This is a genomic window from Alkalibacterium sp. f15 (genome assembly GCF_049389645.1).
In the GTDB taxonomy this organism is placed as follows: domain Bacteria; phylum Bacillota; class Bacilli; order Lactobacillales; family Carnobacteriaceae_A; genus Alkalibacterium.
Map to the genome: position 1 here is coordinate 1285852 of NZ_CP186540.1, position 18256 is coordinate 1304107.

The 18256-nt window shown below is 43.8% G+C and carries 11 protein-coding genes, 25 tRNA genes, 3 rRNA genes and 1 other annotated feature; all 39 genes read left to right on the top strand.

From position 1 onward, the window contains the following. Positions 1 to 304 precede the first annotated feature (304 nt). The 39 genes from ACO1PF_RS06240 (at position 305) to ACO1PF_RS06430 (ending at position 18150) form a co-directional block, all read left to right on the top strand. Positions 305 to 508 (top strand): hypothetical protein, encoded by a 204-nt coding sequence (locus tag ACO1PF_RS06240; RefSeq protein ID WP_423190460.1) that lies wholly within the window; start codon positions 305 to 307, stop codon positions 506 to 508. Positions 509 to 545: 37 nt separating this feature from the next. Next, positions 546 to 770: a DUF2922 domain-containing protein gene (locus ACO1PF_RS06245; protein WP_423190461.1), complete on the top strand. Its 225-nt coding sequence runs from the start codon at positions 546 to 548 to the stop codon at positions 768 to 770. A 488-nt stretch (positions 771 to 1258) separates the two neighbouring features. Beyond that, entirely contained in the window at positions 1259 to 1552 is a 294-nt protein-coding gene (gene yidD / locus ACO1PF_RS06250) for a membrane protein insertion efficiency factor YidD (RefSeq protein WP_423190462.1), read from the top strand. Between the two features lie 33 nt (positions 1553 to 1585). Beyond that, positions 1586 to 1909 carry a thioredoxin family protein gene (locus ACO1PF_RS06255; protein WP_423190463.1) on the top strand — a complete coding sequence of 108 codons (324 nt, stop codon included), beginning with the start codon at positions 1586 to 1588 and terminating at the stop codon, positions 1907 to 1909. Between the two features lie 231 nt (positions 1910 to 2140). Then, a complete protein-coding gene (locus tag ACO1PF_RS06260; RefSeq protein WP_423190464.1) occupies positions 2141 to 2725 on the top strand; it encodes a class D sortase in 585 nt (194 codons plus the stop codon). 129 nt (positions 2726 to 2854) lie between these two features. After that, positions 2855 to 3157, top strand: a complete 303-nt coding sequence (locus ACO1PF_RS06265) for a hypothetical protein (protein WP_423190465.1) — start codon at positions 2855 to 2857, stop codon at positions 3155 to 3157. A gap of 484 nt (positions 3158 to 3641) precedes the next feature. Continuing rightward, positions 3642 to 4325 (top strand): response regulator transcription factor, encoded by a 684-nt coding sequence (locus tag ACO1PF_RS06270; protein ID WP_423190466.1) that lies wholly within the window; start codon positions 3642 to 3644, stop codon positions 4323 to 4325. Between the two features lie 15 nt (positions 4326 to 4340). Beyond that, on the top strand, positions 4341 to 5462 hold the full coding sequence (locus ACO1PF_RS06275; protein WP_423190467.1) for a sensor histidine kinase: 1122 nt from the start codon (positions 4341 to 4343) through the stop codon (positions 5460 to 5462). A gap of 221 nt (positions 5463 to 5683) precedes the next feature. Next, the gene (locus ACO1PF_RS06280; protein WP_423190468.1) at positions 5684 to 7006 is read left to right on the top strand and encodes a serine hydrolase; all 1323 of its coding nucleotides are present in this window, start codon (positions 5684 to 5686) and stop codon (positions 7004 to 7006) included. A gap of 65 nt (positions 7007 to 7071) precedes the next feature. Continuing rightward, positions 7072 to 7294: a binding site (T-box leader), on the top strand. A 64-nt stretch (positions 7295 to 7358) separates the two neighbouring features. Beyond that, a complete protein-coding gene (gene serS, locus ACO1PF_RS06285; RefSeq protein ID WP_423190469.1) occupies positions 7359 to 8639 on the top strand; it encodes a serine--tRNA ligase in 1281 nt (426 codons plus the stop codon). Positions 8640 to 8670: 31 nt separating this feature from the next. Then, positions 8671 to 9198 (top strand): peptide-methionine (S)-S-oxide reductase MsrA, encoded by a 528-nt coding sequence (gene msrA / locus ACO1PF_RS06290; protein WP_423190470.1) that lies wholly within the window; start codon positions 8671 to 8673, stop codon positions 9196 to 9198. Between the two features lie 135 nt (positions 9199 to 9333). After that, a 5S ribosomal RNA gene (rrf, locus tag ACO1PF_RS06295) occupies positions 9334 to 9449 on the top strand. 10 nt (positions 9450 to 9459) lie between these two features. Then, positions 9460 to 9532: transfer RNA gene (locus ACO1PF_RS06300), tRNA-Val, on the top strand. A 9-nt stretch (positions 9533 to 9541) separates the two neighbouring features. After that, positions 9542 to 9614: transfer RNA gene (locus ACO1PF_RS06305), tRNA-Lys, on the top strand. Positions 9615 to 9646: 32 nt separating this feature from the next. Next, a tRNA-Leu gene (locus ACO1PF_RS06310) sits at positions 9647 to 9728 on the top strand. Positions 9729 to 9749: 21 nt separating this feature from the next. Then, positions 9750 to 9822: transfer RNA gene (locus ACO1PF_RS06315), tRNA-Thr, on the top strand. Positions 9823 to 9829: 7 nt separating this feature from the next. Beyond that, positions 9830 to 9901, top strand: a tRNA-Gly gene (locus ACO1PF_RS06320). A gap of 35 nt (positions 9902 to 9936) precedes the next feature. Then, positions 9937 to 10022 (top strand) — tRNA-Leu (locus tag ACO1PF_RS06325). A 22-nt stretch (positions 10023 to 10044) separates the two neighbouring features. After that, positions 10045 to 10118, top strand: a tRNA-Arg gene (locus ACO1PF_RS06330). 21 nt (positions 10119 to 10139) lie between these two features. Next, positions 10140 to 10213 (top strand) — tRNA-Pro (locus ACO1PF_RS06335). A gap of 17 nt (positions 10214 to 10230) precedes the next feature. Next, positions 10231 to 10304: transfer RNA gene (locus ACO1PF_RS06340), tRNA-Met, on the top strand. 17 nt (positions 10305 to 10321) lie between these two features. Beyond that, positions 10322 to 10395: transfer RNA gene (locus ACO1PF_RS06345), tRNA-Ile, on the top strand. A 22-nt stretch (positions 10396 to 10417) separates the two neighbouring features. Beyond that, positions 10418 to 10490, top strand: a tRNA-Met gene (locus tag ACO1PF_RS06350). An 84-nt stretch (positions 10491 to 10574) separates the two neighbouring features. Next, positions 10575 to 10647 (top strand) — tRNA-Asp (locus tag ACO1PF_RS06355). Positions 10648 to 10662: 15 nt separating this feature from the next. Next, positions 10663 to 10733 (top strand) — tRNA-Gly (locus ACO1PF_RS06360). Between the two features lie 30 nt (positions 10734 to 10763). Then, positions 10764 to 10837 (top strand) — tRNA-Ile (locus tag ACO1PF_RS06365). Between the two features lie 12 nt (positions 10838 to 10849). Further along, positions 10850 to 10921: transfer RNA gene (locus ACO1PF_RS06370), tRNA-Glu, on the top strand. Positions 10922 to 10927: 6 nt separating this feature from the next. Continuing rightward, positions 10928 to 11017, top strand: a tRNA-Ser gene (locus ACO1PF_RS06375). A 90-nt stretch (positions 11018 to 11107) separates the two neighbouring features. Beyond that, positions 11108 to 11180, top strand: a tRNA-Met gene (locus tag ACO1PF_RS06380). An 84-nt stretch (positions 11181 to 11264) separates the two neighbouring features. Further along, positions 11265 to 11337: transfer RNA gene (locus tag ACO1PF_RS06385), tRNA-Asp, on the top strand. Between the two features lie 8 nt (positions 11338 to 11345). Beyond that, positions 11346 to 11418, top strand: a tRNA-Phe gene (locus ACO1PF_RS06390). A gap of 16 nt (positions 11419 to 11434) precedes the next feature. Further along, a tRNA-Tyr gene (locus ACO1PF_RS06395) sits at positions 11435 to 11515 on the top strand. Between the two features lie 6 nt (positions 11516 to 11521). Then, positions 11522 to 11592, top strand: a tRNA-Trp gene (locus ACO1PF_RS06400). Positions 11593 to 11660: 68 nt separating this feature from the next. Further along, positions 11661 to 11733 (top strand) — tRNA-His (locus ACO1PF_RS06405). Between the two features lie 6 nt (positions 11734 to 11739). Then, positions 11740 to 11811 (top strand) — tRNA-Gln (locus tag ACO1PF_RS06410). A 23-nt stretch (positions 11812 to 11834) separates the two neighbouring features. Continuing rightward, positions 11835 to 11905 (top strand) — tRNA-Cys (locus ACO1PF_RS06415). 19 nt (positions 11906 to 11924) lie between these two features. Then, a tRNA-Leu gene (locus ACO1PF_RS06420) sits at positions 11925 to 12009 on the top strand. Between the two features lie 1459 nt (positions 12010 to 13468). Further along, positions 13469 to 15020 (top strand): 16S ribosomal RNA (locus ACO1PF_RS06425). 217 nt (positions 15021 to 15237) lie between these two features. Further along, positions 15238 to 18150 (top strand): 23S ribosomal RNA (locus ACO1PF_RS06430). Together the 16S and 23S rRNA genes form the textbook arrangement of a ribosomal RNA operon. Positions 18151 to 18256: the final 106 nt, after the last annotated feature.

The following is an 18256-nucleotide window of genomic DNA, read 5'->3' on the forward strand; positions in this document are numbered from 1 at the left end:
ACTCGATGAAAAACAAATGAAAAGAAAAAAAGTTTTAACTTAGAAAGCGCTAACTTAAGTGTGTTTTCACATTGTGGTTATCCTCCTTTCGGGCGAAACGACCTATCGTGTCGCTATGAAATGAGGCTATTATGGCTCCATATCAACGATTATGGGATGGAATGTTCTAATAAGATTTAATGTGTCTAGTAAGTTGAAAAAATAAAAATAAATTTCGATCAGAAGGTGACACTTTCGCTTTTACTTTCGTTATTAGGAGTGTAAGCAGTGATCACCTTACAAAAAACCAGAGGAGGACAAAAATATGCAGAAAGAATGGAATGGAAGTAAAGTAGATATCATGCTAGAAGATGTAGAAAATGAAAAACACATTCGTCGTCGTTTCAGTGGTGCATTGCAAGGATTAACAGATGAACAGGTGACCGCTTTTACACAAGCTTTAAGTACAGTGAATGCTTTGCCCATATCATATGCAGCAGTGGTTGAAGAATACCGTTACACCTTTTAACAAGATCATTTAACAATAATGAAGAGGAGGAAAAAATATGGTTAAAAGATTAGAATTACGTTTTGAAACAGGCGAAGGTAAAACGAAGGTGATTGGTGTCGAGCAAGCGGCTGAAAACTTGGATCCGTTAGTCGTTCAGTCTGCTATGGAGCAAATCATCAATCAGGATATGTTTGAGGATCAAGGCATCAAGATGTTTACAAAAATTAAAGATGCCCGTTATGTCACACGTATAGTAGAAGATATCATCGCAGAAGCATAATAATAAACAGGAACCGCCTCTTCCAATGAGGCGGTTTTTATTTGTGAAATTTAATCAGTTGAAAAGAGGGTGAATAGCCTGTCAATATTAATTCGAGGCAGTTCGAAAGAAAAGTTCGTACATGAGGAGGGTTCGGTAAGTAGCGAACGGATCTTTTTTGCTAAGTGTCGAAGTTAACCAAGTTCGGCCTGTTGAGTGTGTATGTTCTTCGCTACTTACCGAACATCGCGCGTATTCGGTAAGTAGCAAAAGGAAGGGTCTCGCTAATAGTCGAATAAGGCTCTGTTCGGTCGTTTCAAGCCTGTAATTAAATTCAAAGTGTCGAATAAGGCTCAACTTCGGTAAGTAGCGTTCAAAATCTTGCTGCAAATGACCAAAGGTGTTGAACTGAACTGTTTGTTGACCATTTCCAATGACTTAGTGGGACTTTGAAAAAGTAAGTTTTTTTGCTATACTACTTATGTAAAGAAAGTAAAGGAGACTACAATGTGAAAACATTTCTTTTAGCGCTAGTTAAATTTTATCAGAAACTCATTTCCCCTTTGTTCCCGCCAAGTTGTCGTTATTATCCAACGTGCTCACATTATACTGTCGAAGCTTTAGAGAAACATGGAGCGTTTAAAGGATTCATCATGGGTGTCTCACGAATCCTAAGATGTAATCCGTTTTTCAAAGGTGGCGTTGATAAAGTGCCCGATTATTTCACTATGAAAAGAAATCCTGATGGCGAAAACGAAATGTATCTAGGTTCCGGCGTTACAGTCAAGAAAAAAGAAGAGTAATCTAAAATAAAGTAGACGATGAAAGGACCACTGATGAGAGTCACATTAACTGAGAATAACTTTTCTGATGTTATAGGTTCACCGCACCTTGTTTTTCTTCATTTTTGGTCTGATTTTTGTGGACCGTGTAAAGTTCAATCTCGAGTACTGGAGCAACTGGAAGAAAAGTATGATAAAAGAGTTGTATTAGGTGAAATCAATAGTCAAGAACAATTAGATTGGATAGAAGCTTTTGGGATTAAGTCTACACCGACGACTCTCTTGTTTTATAAAGGGAGTGTCATAGCTAGACTGATCGGTGTACATTCTCTATCTAAAATTGAACAGGTCATAAATAAAGCTGGGGTGCTCGAGTGAGTATCTCAGCTTTTTAGTTTACTGTTATAAGGAGTAAGGGTAGAGGGAACGCTTCGTCATGTTGGTCTATCCTTCTTACTAAAAGTTGACCTACACGTTTTTGCCGTGAGGCTTTCGAGACAAAGTATCCGCTTTATTCGCAAAGACAAATAAGGTAAGATGGAGCTACAGAGAAAAGAGAAGAGTCCGTTCGCTTCACTTTTCAATTTATCATTGTTGGGAGTGTTAGTAATGAAAGGATTGGCCAATCTATTTATTATTGTGGGACTGGCATTACTAAGCTGGTTCGGCTATTCATTGTATCAGCAAGAACAGATGCAGTCCGTAACGATAGAAGAAGCGGAAAGTGCACTTGAAAATTTACGCCAAGAGAACGATTCGGTAACTCTTGAGGAAGAAATCCAGCAATTTGCACCGGGTGCTCACGAAGCATTTGGTCTATTGCATGTGCCAAAATTGGATAGAAGTATCGGGATCGTGGAAGGAACAGATCCTGATGCCTTGGATAAAGGAGTCGGACATATGTCGAGCACCGTCTTTCCAGGCCAGGGCGAACAAATCATTTTATCCGGGCATCGTGACACGGTCTTTAAAAATTTTGCAGAGTTAGAACTAGGAGATACATTCATTGTAGAAATGCCTTATGGTGATCATACGTATGAGATAAGGGAAACGGAGATAGTGGATGCAGACGATACGTCAGTTGTCGGTAAAATGGGTGAGGAAGTCCTAGTTGTTTCAACATGCTACCCTTTCTCCTATTTAGGTGATGCGCCAGAACGATTCGTCTTTTACGCCTATCCGGTGTTGGAGTAATCAAATACAATTTTTACTGATCAACTCAATTCTTTACTCGAATTGGGTTTTCCTTTTAGCGTCACTCTTTTTTATTTTTTATTAGAGGGATAATGGCAAAGAAATCAAGCAAAGAGAGAAGACTGGCTGATGATGAATAAGGAGAACTATGTGGCTAAAGGTTACCGCGTACCTAGACTGATGTTTAAAGATTTTATCTTAAGTATCCTAACCTTAGGTTTCAAGCGACCTGACCATATAAGAGAAGAAGCTAAAACGTTTGTGTATTTATTTGAAGAGAAACGAATAAGCATAGTTGAAGAAAGTTTAAGTGGAGATAGAAAAGAAGTCGATCAAAAAATATTGATGTCAGACAGCGAGCAGGAAGAGATCCTTTCCAAGGGTAAGTTTACCGTGGGAGCTTTCGTTTATTACCTAGATAAAAACCGATAAAACCATCAGAAAACAATCAGTAAAACTAAGATGAAAATGCTATAAGATTGTTTCGTGAAGGCATCGATCCATCCACGATTTCTGATGCCTTGCTTAATGCTGACCATTACCTGGTTTTGAAAGGTTTCGGTGAAGGTTGAAGAGGCTGTCTCAAAGAGAACCGGACTTTTTGTATCAATACTTATTAGATAAGAAAGGATGTCCGGTTTTTCTTTCAGGTATGCCTTGGAGAACCTCAGTAAAGAATTGAAGGAGACATTAAGGAGTCCCTGAGCTGATTTAATGAAAATCGCAGTGGGCAGGGAACGCTAGTACCTCTGAGGACAGGTTTGCTTTTTGGAAACACGTTTAAGCTGAATGAATTGTATAAGGCAATGAGGTTAGGACGTATGTTCCAACCTCTTTTTCTTTATAAAAACTTTAGTATTCCAGGTCCTTTTACATGATAAGATAGAAGCGAAGAGGTTAAGGAGGGACATTTAAGATGCGTATACTGGTTGCAGATGATGATAAGGAAATTTGTGATTTGCTGGAAATATATATAAAGAATGAAGGCTATGAAGTAGAAAAAGCTTACGATGGCCAAGAAGTCATCGATAAATTAGAGCGACTGGAGATTGACTGCCTGATCCTTGATGTCATGATGCCTAAGAAAAGCGGGTTGGAAGTTGTTAAAGAGATAAGAAAAACTTCTTCATTGCCGATACTGATGCTTAGTGCAAAAACGGCAGACATAGATAAGATCCGTGGCTTGACCAACGGTGCCGATGATTATGTGGTCAAACCGTTCAATCCGCTGGAAGTCTTGGCTCGAGTGAAGTCCTTAATAAGAAGAAGTAGCTACGGAACGAATCAAAGTGACTCTGGGGAACTGGAGATCGGTCCATTAATAATCAGAAAAGACCAGCATCAAGTAGAAACCCTGGATGGGGTAGATATTCAATTGACGGCCTTGGAATTTGGTATTTTGTATCTGTTAGCAACCAACCCCAACCGTGTCTTTAGCGCAGACGATATTTTCGAGAAAGTCTGGAAACAAGAAAGTCTGGTACCGGCAAAAACGGTGATGGTTCATGTCAGTCATTTACGTGATAAGATCGAAAAAGCGACAGACGGAGAAAGTATTGTGAAAACAGTGTGGGGCGTTGGATATAAAATAGAAGGTTAGTAAGGAGGTTTCACCATGCACTTGACCCGAACGGAACGGTGGCGTTTAGCGTTTGAAGCAGTCGTAACAGCTGGAATCATTTTCCTCTGTTATTTTGCTGTATATGAAATTTTTCGTTGGTTCGTTATCACATTCCAAGACGTCTTCAACGAATTTTGGTTTTTTGGGAATGTTGTTGAAGATATTGGTAATCAAGAAATATGGGGACTCACACCGCTGGTATTTCTCTTTTTAATCATCGTTGCCGGCGTTGCGATATACTGGCGGTTAAAAAGACGTTACCGTCAATACGAATTGAAACATATCATCAAAGAACTGCATTATATAGCTAAAGGGAATTATGACCATCGTATTCGGGGGTCTTATAGCGGAGATATCGGGAAAGTGGTGGAAAGCATTCATGTACTTGTCGATTCCACCGTTGAAGCAATGGAAGAAGAACGTCGGATCGAACAAAGTAAAGATGAACTAATAACGAATGTCAGCCATGATATTCGGACACCTTTGACTTCTATTATTGGATACCTCGGTTTAATAGAAGAAGATCGTTACGGTTCAGAAGAGGAAGCCAAAAAATATGTCCATACAGCTTATGAAAAAGCGAAACAAATGAAAGTTCTCGTGGATGACCTGTTTGAATACACGACAGTAAGGCAAACGACTGTCCCGCTCGAGTATGTTTCTTTTGATATGGTTCAATTACTTGAACAAGTTGCGATCGATTTCGAGTTGGAAGCTCAGAAGAAGGAGCGGGAGATTCATATTTCATCTTCTCACAAGCAGATCATGATGCGGGCGGATACGGAGAAAATCGTGCGTATTTTTCATAACTTGCTGTCCAATGCTTTGAAATATGGCGACGGCGGCTCGTTAGTTCTCATCGAGGCAAAAAAAGGAGAAAAAAATGTTTTTGTTTCAATAAAAAACAATGGGAAGACATTACCAAAAGAAGCCATTGAACAATTATTTGAACGTTTTTATAGAGCAGAAACCTCCCGTTCGCAAGAGACTGCGGGGACTGGTCTAGGACTAGCTATTGCTCAAAGCATAGTAGAACTACATAAAGGTACGATTACCGCCCGCGTGGACGATGGCTGGACTGTGTTTGACGTTGTGTTACCTTTGGAAAATGAATAACATAAAAGAGTAAGGCGAGTTAAACCCGTTTTGCTCTTTTTTTTGTCTTGAACATTCAAATGCTTCCTGTCAAATCGGCGTGTCAGAAATATGAAAACTCAATGAAGAAGGTTGTATTTTTAATAGTGACAGGGTACTATAAGACATGTTGAATTGAAAATGATTTTCAATCATAGTCACTGAAAACGAGAGAATGAATCTGACATAGGGGTAAATAAAAAATGAATAATACACGTAATCTTAAAACACTAAAAGCAAGTTTGACAGCAAGTATGACTTTACCGATTCTAATGGTCGGAACAGCTGTATTCGCAGAAGAACCGTCTATAGATATCGAAGCAGAAAGTTCTCTCTTAATTGATTTTGAGACAGGTCAAATATTACATGATCAAAATGCGGAAGCCTACCGTGGAATTGCATCGATGACCAAGATGCTGGTTGAATATATCTTGTTTGAAGAAATTGAAGCAGGGAATCTGTCGTGGGATACAGAAGTAACTATCAGCGAATATGCCTACACCATTAGCCAGGACTATGCTCTTTCTAATGTACCGTTACAAATGAATGGTACATACACAGTTAAAGAGCTGTATGAAGCGCTGGCTATTTACTCAGCAAACGGAGCAACCATCGCTTTGGCCGAGCAAATGGAAGGATCAGAATCAGCTTTTGTTGATCGTATGCGTTCACTGGTTGAAGAGTGGGGAGTCGATGAGTATGAACTTTATAATACTACCGGCCTGAACAACAGTTATTTAGTTGGCAATCATTATCCAGGCAGCGAAACAGATGATGAAAATGCGATGTCTGCTAAAAACATTGCTAAAGTAGCTAAAAATTTAATTAAAGATTATCCTGAGGTACTTGAAACGTCAAGCATACCGACTAAAATATTCAGAGAAGGCACGTCTGATGCTATTTCGATGATGAACTGGAACTGGATGCTGGAAGGGTTATCGCATGAACATATAAATGTGGATGGATTGAAAACGGGGACCACCGGTTTTGCCGGAGCGACGTTTACAGGAACAGCAGAATCTGAAGGTCGTCGCTTGATCTCGGTGGTTATGGGCGCCGGTGACGGCATGACGGACCGAGGGTTACGCTTTAACGAAACGGCTAAACTGTTTGATCATGGATTTGACGAATGGACATACAATACGTTAGTCGAAGGAGACGTCGTGCTGCAAAATGTCGATCCTCTAGTTGTTAAAAACGGTTTGGCAGAAAATGTTTCATTGAAGACAGTGGATAGTCTTTCTTATTACGTTCCTGTCTCCAATCAAGATGAGAAAGCCAGCTACTCATTTCAGCCCAACGAAGAACTGTTGAATCAAGATGGTGAAATAGAAGCGCCTATTAAAGAGGGAGACATCCTTGGTGAACTGATTTTAGATAATCAGGATAACGTCGAGTATCTTGAAGGAGAAGCTGAGCAGACTGTTCAAGTGGCTGCAGCTGACTCTGTCGACCGAGCAGGTTTCTTTACCGTATTCTCTAACTTGGTTAAAGACTTCTTCAGTAAACTTGGTGATCGCTTCTAATCGACGCGTTAAGTGTTGACGTTTGAGAATGAAGTAAGGTAGAATAAAGGTACAGATAAATGAGTAAAAGAATAGCGAGCTAGTACAGAATCAAACAAGTCTAGAGAGTCAGTGGATGGTGGAAACTGACCTTGTTTATTCTCGAATCCATCGTTTAAGTTTAAATAATGAAGCATTAAGCCTAAATTATTTCGGCGTGGACCGTTATCCCTGAGAGCGCAAAAAGATAACTGCGGTGTCTTTTTGAATCAGGGTGGTACCGCGAGAAGCAGTCCTTTCGTCCCTTTCTTTGGGATAAAAGGACTGCTTTTTTTTATACCTATTAAAATAAAAAACGAAAGAAGGAAAAATAATGCTAGATATTAAACGCATTCGTAACGATTTTGAAGCAACGAAAGAAAGACTGGGAACACGTGGAGTGGCTGCTGAAGAATTAGACCAACTCAAAGCCTTGGATGAAAAAAGAAGAGAGCATATTCAAAAATCAGAACTTCTAAAACAACACCGTAACGATGTTTCTACTGATATCGCCGAAAAGAAACGAAACAAGGAAAATGCAGATGACGCCATAGCAGCAATGAAAAAGGTTGGCGCAGATATTAAAGCGATCGATGCCGATTTGGAACTGTTAGAGGAACAAGTGAATAGCATAGCGGCGGGTCTGCCTAATTTACCACATGCTTCTATTCCGGTAGGCGCAGATGAAGAGTCTAATATCGAAGTACGCAAATGGGGAGAACCAACCGAGTTTGACTTTGAGCCTCAGCCTCATTGGGATTTAGGGACTGCATTAGGTATTTTAGATTTCGAACGCGGAGCTAAAGTAGCTCGTAGCCGATTCCTTTTTTACAGAGGATTGGGTGCGCGTTTAGAGAGAGCCCTTTACAACTTCATGCTGGACTTGCATGTTACTGAACATGATTATGAGGAAATTATTCCTCCGTATTTAGCTAATGATGATGCGCTATACGGTACAGGCCAATTCCCTAAATTCAAAGAAGACGTGTTCCAAATCAAAGATCAGCCCTTAACTTTAATTCCAACGGCAGAAGTGCCTTTAACAAACTATTATCAAAATGAAATTTTAGAAGAAAAGGATTTGCCAAAATACTTTACGGCGCTTTCTCCATCTTTCCGTTCTGAAGCAGGTAGCGCAGGTAGAGATACACGTGGATTGATCCGTTTGCATCAATTCAATAAAGTGGAAATGGTGAAGTTCTCTAAACCGGAAGACTCTTACGAGGAACTGGAAAAAATGACCAATAATGCCGAGGACATCCTGCAAAAACTGGGGTTACCATATCGTGTGGTTCTTCTGTCAACGGGAGACACCGGCTTCGCAGCAGCTAAAACATATGATCTGGAAGTCTGGATCCCTGCTCAAAATACGTACAGAGAAATCAGTTCATGTTCCAATACAGAGGATTTCCAAGCGCGAAGAGCTATGATTAGATATAGAAAAGAATCAGATGGTAAAATAGACTACGTACACACGCTCAATGGTTCGGGACTAGCTGTAGGTCGAACAGTTGCAGCACTCATGGAAAACTATCAACAAAAAGACGGCAGCATCAAAATACCAGAGGTCTTGGTTCCCTATATGGGTGGAGTCAAAGAAATTCGTCGAGCTTAAGTCAAGGAACATACAGTGAAGGAGAATGATGATGGTTAATGAACAGAGAGCAATATTTGCAGGTGGTTGTTTTTGGTGTATGGTTCAACCTTTTGATTCATTAGCAGGGATTATTTCGATTACTTCCGGTTACACAGGAGGTCATGTAGAGAACCCCACTTACCGAAAAGTGACTTCCGGTAGGACTGGGCATACAGAAGCCGTAGAGATCGTTTATGATCCTGATGAGATCTCATATAAAGATCTCGTAGAAATTTACTGGAGACAAACAGATCCAACGGACGCTGGAGGCCAATTTGCAGATCGGGGCGATTCTTACAGACCGGTTATTTTTTATCAAGACGAGCATCAGAAACAAGTGGCTGAAGAATCGAAAAGAGAATTGGAACAAAGTGGTAAATTTAGCGAACCTATCGTCACGAAAATTGAAAAGGCCAAACCTTTTTATCCTGCCGAAGACTATCACCAGGATTATTATAAGAAAGAATCGGCTCATTACAAAAGATACAGTGTCGGATCTGGAAGAGCTCACTTTATCGAAAAGACATGGAAAAACTAGTGCAGTAGCAAGGAAAATATCCTTCTTTGTCATTTGTTTTATAGAAAATAAAAAAAACAGTTGACAAAGAGGCGATATCTTTGTATGATATAAGAGTTGCTACAGAAACTATTTCAACGTTTTGTAGTTATATTGTATAGTGATTATGGCGAGAAGGATCCACCTGTTCCCATTTCGAACACAGTAGTTAAGCTTCTCAGCGCCGAGGATAGTGAAGGGTTTCCCTTTGTGAAAGCAGGACATTGCTATGCAGTATATTTTGGAGGTTTAGCTCAGTTGGGAGAGCATCTGCCTTACAAGCAGAGGGTCAGCGGTTCGAGCCCGTTAACCTCCATTTTTTCAAGAGCCGTTAGCTCAGTTGGTAGAGCATCTGACTTTTAATCAGAGGGTCGCTGGTTCGAGCCCAGCACGGCTCATATATATAAAGTGTTTTCTTTATATATTATATGCGGATGTGGCGGAATTGGCAGACGCACTAGATTTAGGATCTAGCGCTTCACGGCGTGGGGGTTCAAGTCCCTCCATCCGCATTGTACCATTATTTTTATTTGGCCGGCTTAGCTCAGTTGGTAGAGCAACTGATTTGTAATCAGTGGGTCGAGGGTTCGATTCCTTTAGCCGGCATCTTCCTGCGAAAGTAGTTCAGTGGTAGAACATCACCTTGCCAAGGTGGGGGTCGCGGGTTCGAATCCCGTCTTTCGCTTTCCAATTCTCATTGTTAAATCAGTGGTATCCCATGCCGGGGTGGCGGAATTGGTAGACGCACAGGACTTAAAATCCTGCGGAGAGTTTTCTCCGTGCCGGTTCGACTCCGGCCCTCGGCATTATCTATATTATTTAGATGGAGCACCCTTAGCTCAATTGGATAGAGTACCTGACTACGAATCAGGCGGTTAGAGGTTCAAGTCCTCTAGGGTGCATGCAACACGTAACAAAAAGTACGGGAAGTGGCTCAGCTTGGTAGAGCACCTGGTTTGGGACCAGGGGGTCGCAGGTTCGAATCCTGTCTTCCCGATGTATTAAAGTTAAAATGGCGGTGTAGCTCAGCTGGCTAGAGCGTACGGTTCATACCCGTGAGGTCGTGGGTTCGACTCCCTCCGCCGCTATAAAAAATCCGATTAACGGACCTTTAGCTCAGTTGGTTAGAGCAAACGGCTCATAACCGTTCGGTCGCAGGTTCGAGTCCTGCAAGGTCCATATTAATCATTTATATTGTTATCGCGGAGTAGAGCAGTTGGCAGCTCGTCGGGCTCATAACCCGGAGGTCGCAGGTTCAAGTCCTGCCTCCGCAATTGCCATGACTGTTGATGCTTTAGGGTTTACAGACATGTACACTTGGACGACTGTCCGCAATTTGTCGTATAGAGTTTTCAACTGGTCCCGTAGTGTAGCGGTTATCACGCCTGCCTGTCACGCAGGAGATCGCGGGTTCGAATCCCGTCGGGACCGTTAAGAAAAAGATATGCGGGTGTAGTTTAGTGGTAAAACCCCAGCCTTCCAAGCTGACGTCGGGAGTTCGATTCTCCTCACCCGCTTTATACTAAATGTATAAGATAGATTGTTTAGGGCCTATAGCTCAGCTGGTTAGAGCGCACGCCTGATAAGCGTGAGGTCGGTGGTTCGAGTCCACTTAGGCCCATAGAACAAAAAAGGCCCCTTGGTCAAGCGGTTAAGACACCGCCCTTTCACGGCGGTAACACGGGTTCGAATCCCGTAGGGGTCATTATATGGAGGATTACCCAAGTCCGGCTTAAGGGAACGGTCTTGAAAACCGTCAGGCGTGTCAAAACGCGCGTGGGTTCGAATCCCACATCCTCCTTTATCGTTGTTGTAGTTGCTTTAGCAACGTACAAACATGATACACTTGGACGCAAGTCCGCAGTGTAACCTTAAATGGTTTTTTTATTATCGCGGAGTAGAGCAGTTGGCAGCTCGTCGGGCTCATAACCCGGAGGTCGCAGGTTCAAGTCCTGCCTCCGCAATTGTCATGATTGTTGATGCTTTAGCGTGTACAGTTATGGTACACTTGGACGACAGTCCGTAGTGTCTTATGAAAATTTCCAACTGGTCCCGTAGTGTAGCGGTTATCACGCCTGCCTGTCACGCAGGAGATCGCGGGTTCGAATCCCGTCGGGACCGCTTTTTTTGGCGCAGTAGCTCAGTTGGTAGAGCAACGGATTGAAGCTCCGTGTGTCGGCAGTTCGACTCTGTCCTGCGCCATTCAACTTAATATGCTGGAGGGATAGCGAAGTGGTCAAACGCAGCGGACTGTAAATCCGTTCCTTCGGGTTCGTAGGTTCAAATCCTACTCCCTCCATTAAATAGGGGTATAGTTTAACGGTAAAACTATGGTCTCCAAAACCATCAATGTGGGTTCGATTCCTACTACCCCTGTTTCAGTAAATTGTTAGATGAATACTTATGATTTTTGTGATATACTATTTATTGGAAATAATAATATGGCGATTGTGGCGAAGTGGTTAACGCACCGGGTTGTGGTCTCGGCATTCGTGGGTTCGATTCCCATCAGTCGCCCTTAATTGGGCTATCGCCAAGCGGTAAGGCAGCGGGTTTTGATCCCGTCATTCCTAGGTTCGAATCCTAGTAGCCCAGTTTAACAATAGTAAGATTAATATGGCGGTATAGCCAAGTGGTAAGGCAGAGGTCTGCAAAACCTTCATCACCGGTTCAAATCCGGTTACCGCCTTATCTTTTCAAAGTATTTAGCCGGCGTGGCGGAATTGGTAGACGCGCTGGACTCAAAATCCAGTGCCCGTTAAGGGCGTGCCGGTTCGATTCCGGCCGCCGGTATTATATTTCTAAAAAAACCTCACAACCTCTATTTATTTAGAGGTTGTGAGGTTTTTTGTTTTCCTTCAAAATGAAACTTCCTTCTATTATAATGGAAGGGATGCTTTTCAGGATTTTAACAATAGCGTAAAGGGAGCCGATTGAATATTATCCAAAGTTTGTTTTGTTGAAATAGATAATAGTTAGTTAAGGTTAATTGAACCGGATGAGGGAATCGTTGTGCGGTGTGAATGTTTGGATAAACAAGGAGAGAGTGTTCGTCATATTGTGTTCGAGACAAACGGAATGGAACGCATACTTGTAGCCCTGACAGAAAGTAACCTGGGACATTAGAATCAGGATGAGAGATATGCGTTTATAGATATGTTTAAAGAGTCAGAAGTATTGATAGAGTTATTGGTAAACGACTAAGGTGTGAAAGTGAATAAAGGTGGTTGCAACACTAGTAGACTAATACCATGACGAAATATTTTACAAGGTAGCTCTTTTTCGTTTGATAAACGATATAGAATATGTCGGTTTAATATATTCGACCCGCGAAAATCTAATTGATAAACTAAGAGATAAACCCACTTGGTCATACTCGCTTCAGATAATCGTTTGAATCCTGATAAAGGGGATGTCAGAAAATGGTTAATGAAAATAAATGAACTGGCGATTACTAAGCATGTAGATGAGGGTAGGTCATGGGTTGCCTAGTTATGAAGATAACACTTCTTATATAAAAAAGGTTAGGTGGATACTTTATTCATCATCCTGGTGATCACGTTAACGTTTGTTATCGATTCGAGGAAAAGCATGAACCATGTAATGGAAAAGAATCTTTTGAAATCATCGATGAACATTATTTTGTTGAACGTAATGAAGGGATCTCTATTTTTCTAAACTCAAAATCTAAACATGGTGAATCCGTTGGGGGTTGGGCGAAGGGAAGATCTGCAGTTATGCGCCGAAACGCGATGGAGAAGGTACAATGAAGAAAACTGTTCAAAATAATTTGAAAGAAATGATTAAACAGCTATTACATTCGTATACGTGAAACAAAATATGTTATGAGAGCTTGGGCCGATTAAAGGGAGTATCAAGCAAAGCGGTATAAGCATAAACAAGTTTCTTTTGAAAAAAAAAAATAAGGATTGACTTAAATGCGAAAACCTGGTATATTTATTCCTGTTGCTGATTTAAGGCAACAAATGCTTTTCTTTTTCTTGTCAGGTCTCGGTCAAACGAGCGACAAAAGAACTTTTAAAAAGTTCTTGACAATCGAATTGAAAGCCTGTAATATTGTACTAGTTGACACATCACGTCGTCAGCGATTGAACGAAATAGATCTTTGAAAACTGAACAAAGTAAACAATCAAATGTGCAGGTGTCTTGTGTCCAATTTATTGGGCCAAGGCAACACAAACGAGTTAACATGTTTAACTCGGAATTATGTAACACGAGCTATTTCAAACTTAAAATTGAGAGTTTGATCCTGGCTCAGGACGAACGCTGGCGGCATGCCTAATACATGCAAGTCGAACGATGAAGCACTCTGCTTGCAGAGTGCGGAAGAGTGGCGAACGGGTGAGTAACACGTGGGGAACCTGCCCATAAGAGGGGGATAACATCCGGAAACGGGTGCTAATACCGCATAGGTGATTTTAGCGCATGCTTTAATCATTAAAGATGGCTTCGGCTATCGCTTATGGATGGCCCCGCGGCGTATTAGCTAGTTGGTAAGGTAATGGCTTACCAAGGCATTGATACGTAGCCGACCTGAGAGGGTGATCGGCCACACTGGGACTGAGACACGGCCCAGACTCCTACGGGAGGCAGCAGTAGGGAATCTTCCACAATGGGCGAAAGCCTGATGGAGCAATGCCGCGTGAGTGATGAAGGTTTTCGGATCGTAAAGCTCTGTTGTTAGAGAAGAACAAGAGGTGTAGTAACTGGCACCTCCTTGACGGTATCTAACCAGAAAGTCACGGCTAACTACGTGCCAGCAGCCGCGGTAATACGTAGGTGACAAGCGTTGTCCGGATTTATTGGGCGTAAAGCGAGCGCAGGCGGTCTATTAAGTCTGATGTGAAAGCCCACGGCTCAACCGTGGAGGGTCATTGGAAACTGGTAGACTTGAATGCAGAAGAGGAAAGTGGAATTCCATGTGTAGCGGTGAAATGCGTAGATATATGGAGGAACACCAGTGGCGAAGGCGACTTTCTGGTCTGTAATTGACGCTGAGGCTCGAAAGCGTGGGGAGCAAACAGGATTAGATACCCTGGTAGTCCACGCCGTAAACGATGAGTGCTAAGTGTTGGAGGGTTTCCGCCCTTCAGTGCTGGAGCTAACGCATTAAGCACTCCGCCTGGGGAGTACGGCCGCAAGGCTGAAACTCAAAGGAATTGACGGGGACCCGCACAAGCGGTGGAGCATGTGGTTTAATTCGAAGCAACGCGAAGAACCTTACCAGATCTTGACATCCTCTGACAACCCAAGAAATTGGGCTTTCCCTTCGGGGACAGAGTGACAGGTGGTGCATGGTTGTCGTCAGCTCGTGTCGTGAGATGTTGGGTTAAGTCCCGTAACGAGCGCAACCCTTATTGTTAGTTGCCAGCATTCAGTTGGGCACTCTAGCGAGACTGCCGGTGATAAACCGGAGGAAGGCGGGGATGACGTCAAATCATCATGCCCCTTATGATCTGGGCTACACACGTGCTACAATGGATGGTACAACGAGTCGCAAAACCGCAAGGTCTAGCCAATCTCTTAAAGCCATTCTCAGTTCGGATTGCAGGCTGCAACTCGCCTGCATGAAGCTGGAATCGCTAGTAATCGCGAATCAGAACGTCGCGGTGAATACGTTCCCGGGTCTTGTACACACCGCCCGTCACACCACGAGAGTTTGTAACACCCGAAGTCGGTAGGGTAACCCTTAGGGGAGCCAGCCGCCGAAGGTGGGATGGATGATTGGGGTGAAGTCGTAACAAGGTAGCCGTATCGGAAGGTGCGGCTGGATCACCTCCTTTCTAAGGATATTGCCATTAGGGCAAACGGAGCCTACACATTTGATGATTACTTTGTTTAGTTTTGAGGGATAGGTTTCCTTCAATCTTTGTTCTTTGAAAACTAGATAGTTGATTATATAACAAACACAAAAGTTAAGACACAACACCGAAACAAAATAAAACTGAGACCGTCTTGTTTAGACAAGACACTCAGCGCTATAAATACCCTTAACCGTCAGGTTAAGTGAATAAGGGCGCACGGTGAATGCCTTGGCACTAGGAGCCGATGAAGGACGGGACTAACGCCGATATGCTTCGGGAGCTGTAAGTAAGCTTTGATCCGGAGATTTCCGAATGGGGGAACCCATCACTTTTCATCAAGTGATATATCTGTAGTGAATACATAGCTATGGATAAGGTAACGCAGGGAACTGAAACATCTAAGTACCTGCAGGAAGAGAAAGCAAATGCGATTCCCTGAGTAGCGGCGAGCGAAACGGAAGAGGCCAAACCAAAAGGCTTGCCTTTTGGGGTTGTAGGACTGGCGACATGGACGAGAGCGAATAGCAGAAATGACTGGAAAGTCATGCGAGACAGGGTGAAAGCCCCGTATGCGACATTCAAACTTGCCTAGCCGGTATCCTGAGTACGGCGGAACACGAGAAATTCCGTCGGAATCCGGGAGGACCATCTCCCAAGCCTAAATACTACCTAGTGACCGATAGTGAACCAGTACCGTGAGGGAAAGGTGAAAAGAACCCCGGAAGGGGAGTGAAACAGCACCTGAAACCGTGTGCTTACAAGTAGTCAGAGCCCGTTAATGGGTGATGGCGTACCTTTTGTAGAATGGACCGGCGAGTGACGATGACATGCAAGGTTAAGCCGAAGAGGTGGAGCCGCAGCGAAAGCGAGTCTGAATAGGGCGTTGAGTATGCCGTCGTCGACCCGAAACCAAGTGACCTACCCATGTCCAGGGTGAAGGTGCAGTGAAATGCACTGGAGGCCCGAACCCGTGTACGTTGAAAAGTGCTGGGATGAGGTGTGGGTAGCGGAGAAATTCCAATCGAACTTGGAGATAGCTGGTTCTCTCCGAAATAGCTTTAGGGCTAGCCTCGGATAATATGCATCGTGGAGGTAGAGCGACTGTTTGGACTAGGGGCCCTTATCGGGTTACCGAATCCTGATAAACTCCGAATGCCACAGATGTAGATCCGGGAGTCACACTGCGAGTGATAAGATCCGTAGTGGAAAGGGAAACAGCCCAGACCGTCGGCTAAGGCCCCAAATTCTTGTTAAGTGGAAAAGGATGTGGGGCTGCTTAGACAACTAGGATGTTGGCTCAGAAGCAGCCATCATCATTTAAAGAGTGCGTAATAGCTCACTAGTCGAGTGGCCCTGCGCCGAAAATGTATCGGGGCTAAACAAGGTGCCGAAGCCACGGATAGAACCAATGGTTCTATGGTAGGAGAGCGTTCTAAGGGCGTTGAAGCAAGATCGTGAGGACTTGTGGAGCGCTTAGAAGTGAGAATGCCGGTATGAGTAGCGAAAGACGGGTGAGAATCCCGTCCACCGAATGACTAAGGTTTCCTGGGGAAGGCTCGTCCTCCCAGGGTTAGTCGGGACCTAAGCTGAGGCCGAAAGGCGTAAGCGATGGACAACAGGTAGAGATTCCTGTACCAGTCTGCTTTGTTTGAACAATGGAGGGACGCAGAAGGCTAAGATGAGCACGCTGATGGAATAGCGTGTCCAAGCAATAAGTCTGAGAAAGAGTCAAATGCTTTTTCTCGCACGGACAAGTTGTGATGGGGAGGGAATTAGAGTACCGAAGCATCTGATGTCACACTGCCAAGAAAAGCTTCTAGTTAGAAGTAGGCTGCCCGTACCGCAAACCGACACAGGTAGTCGAGGAGAGAATCCTAAGGTGATCGAGAGAACTCTCGTTAAGGAACTCGGCAAAATGACCCCGTAACTTCGGGAGAAGGGGTGCTGACCAATTGGTCAGCCGCAGTGAATAGGCCCAAGCGACTGTTTACCAAAAACACAGGTCTCTGCTAATTCGAAAGAAGATGTATAGGGGCTGACACCTGCCCGGTGCTGGAAGGTTAAGAGGAAGGGTTAGCTTCGGCGAAGCTCTGAATTGAAGCCCCAGTAAACGGCGGCCGTAACTATAACGGTCCTAAGGTAGCGAAATTCCTTGTCGGGTAAGTTCCGACCCGCACGAAAGGTGTAACGATTTGGGCACTGTCTCAACGAGAGACTCGGTGAAATTATAGTACCTGTGAAAATGCAGGTTACCCGCGACAGGACGGAAAGACCCCATGGAGCTTTACTGTAGTTTGATATTGAGTGTCTGTACAGCTGTACAGGATAGGTAGGAGCCTATGAAGCCAGGACGCCAGTCTTGGTGGAGGCGTTGGTGGGATACTACCCTCGCTGTATGGCCACTCTAACCCACGACCGTTAACCGGTCGGGAGACAGTGTCAGATGGACAGTTTGACTGGGGCGGTCGCCTCCTAAAATGTAACGGAGGCGCCCAAAGGTTCCCTCAGAATGGTTGGAAATCATTCGTAGAGTGTAAAGGCAAAAGGGAGCTTGACTGCGAGACCTACAAGTCGAGCAGGGACGAAAGTCGGGCTTAGTGATCCGGTGGTACCGTATGGAAGGGCCATCGCTCAACGGATAAAAGCTACCCTGGGGATAACAGGCTTATCTCCCCCAAGAGTTCACATCGACGGGGAGGTTTGGCACCTCGATGTCGGCTCATCGCATCCTGGGGCTGTAGTCGGTCCCAAGGGTTGGGCTGTTCGCCCATTAAAGCGGTACGCGAGCTGGGTTCAGAACGTCGTGAGACAGTTCGGTCCCTATCCGTCGCGGGCGTTGGAGATTTGAGAAGAGCTATCCTTAGTACGAGAGGACCGGGATGGACATACCGCTGGTGTACCAGTTGTCAAGCCATTGGCATCGCTGGGTAGCTATGTGTGGAAAGGATAAACGCTGAAAGCATCTAAGCGTGAAGCCCCCTTCAAGATGAGATCTCCCATTCCTTTAAGGAAGTAAGACCCCTGAAAGATTATCAGGTAGATAGGCTGGAAGTGGAAGCGTAGTGATATGTGGAGCGGACCAGTACTAATCGGTCGAGGACTTAACCACCAAAGGTGGGATAAGGGTATGATGTGGAGTTGTGTTGACTCCTTTGTGTGTGTGTAAAATCAACTGTCTAGTTTTGAGAGAACAAGGTTCTCATCTAAATAAGAAG

Bases quoted from the DNA above. Each gene is read 5' to 3' on its own strand.
- ACO1PF_RS06240 (WP_423190460.1), top strand. From the start codon at position 305: ATGCAGAAAGAATGGAATGGAAGTAAAGTAGATATCATGCTAGAAGAT.
- ACO1PF_RS06245 (WP_423190461.1), top strand. From the start codon at position 546: ATGGTTAAAAGATTAGAATTACGTTTTGAAACAGGCGAAGGTAAAACG.
- ACO1PF_RS06255 (WP_423190463.1), top strand. From the start codon at position 1,586: ATGAGAGTCACATTAACTGAGAATAACTTTTCTGATGTTATAGGTTCA.
- ACO1PF_RS06260 (WP_423190464.1), top strand. From the start codon at position 2,141: ATGAAAGGATTGGCCAATCTATTTATTATTGTGGGACTGGCATTACTA.
- ACO1PF_RS06265 (WP_423190465.1), top strand. From the start codon at position 2,855: ATGATGAATAAGGAGAACTATGTGGCTAAAGGTTACCGCGTACCTAGA.
- ACO1PF_RS06270 (WP_423190466.1), top strand. From the start codon at position 3,642: ATGCGTATACTGGTTGCAGATGATGATAAGGAAATTTGTGATTTGCTG.
- ACO1PF_RS06275 (WP_423190467.1), top strand. From the start codon at position 4,341: ATGCACTTGACCCGAACGGAACGGTGGCGTTTAGCGTTTGAAGCAGTC.
- ACO1PF_RS06280 (WP_423190468.1), top strand. From the start codon at position 5,684: ATGAATAATACACGTAATCTTAAAACACTAAAAGCAAGTTTGACAGCA.
- serS (WP_423190469.1), top strand. From the start codon at position 7,359: ATGCTAGATATTAAACGCATTCGTAACGATTTTGAAGCAACGAAAGAA.
- msrA (WP_423190470.1), top strand. From the start codon at position 8,671: ATGGTTAATGAACAGAGAGCAATATTTGCAGGTGGTTGTTTTTGGTGT.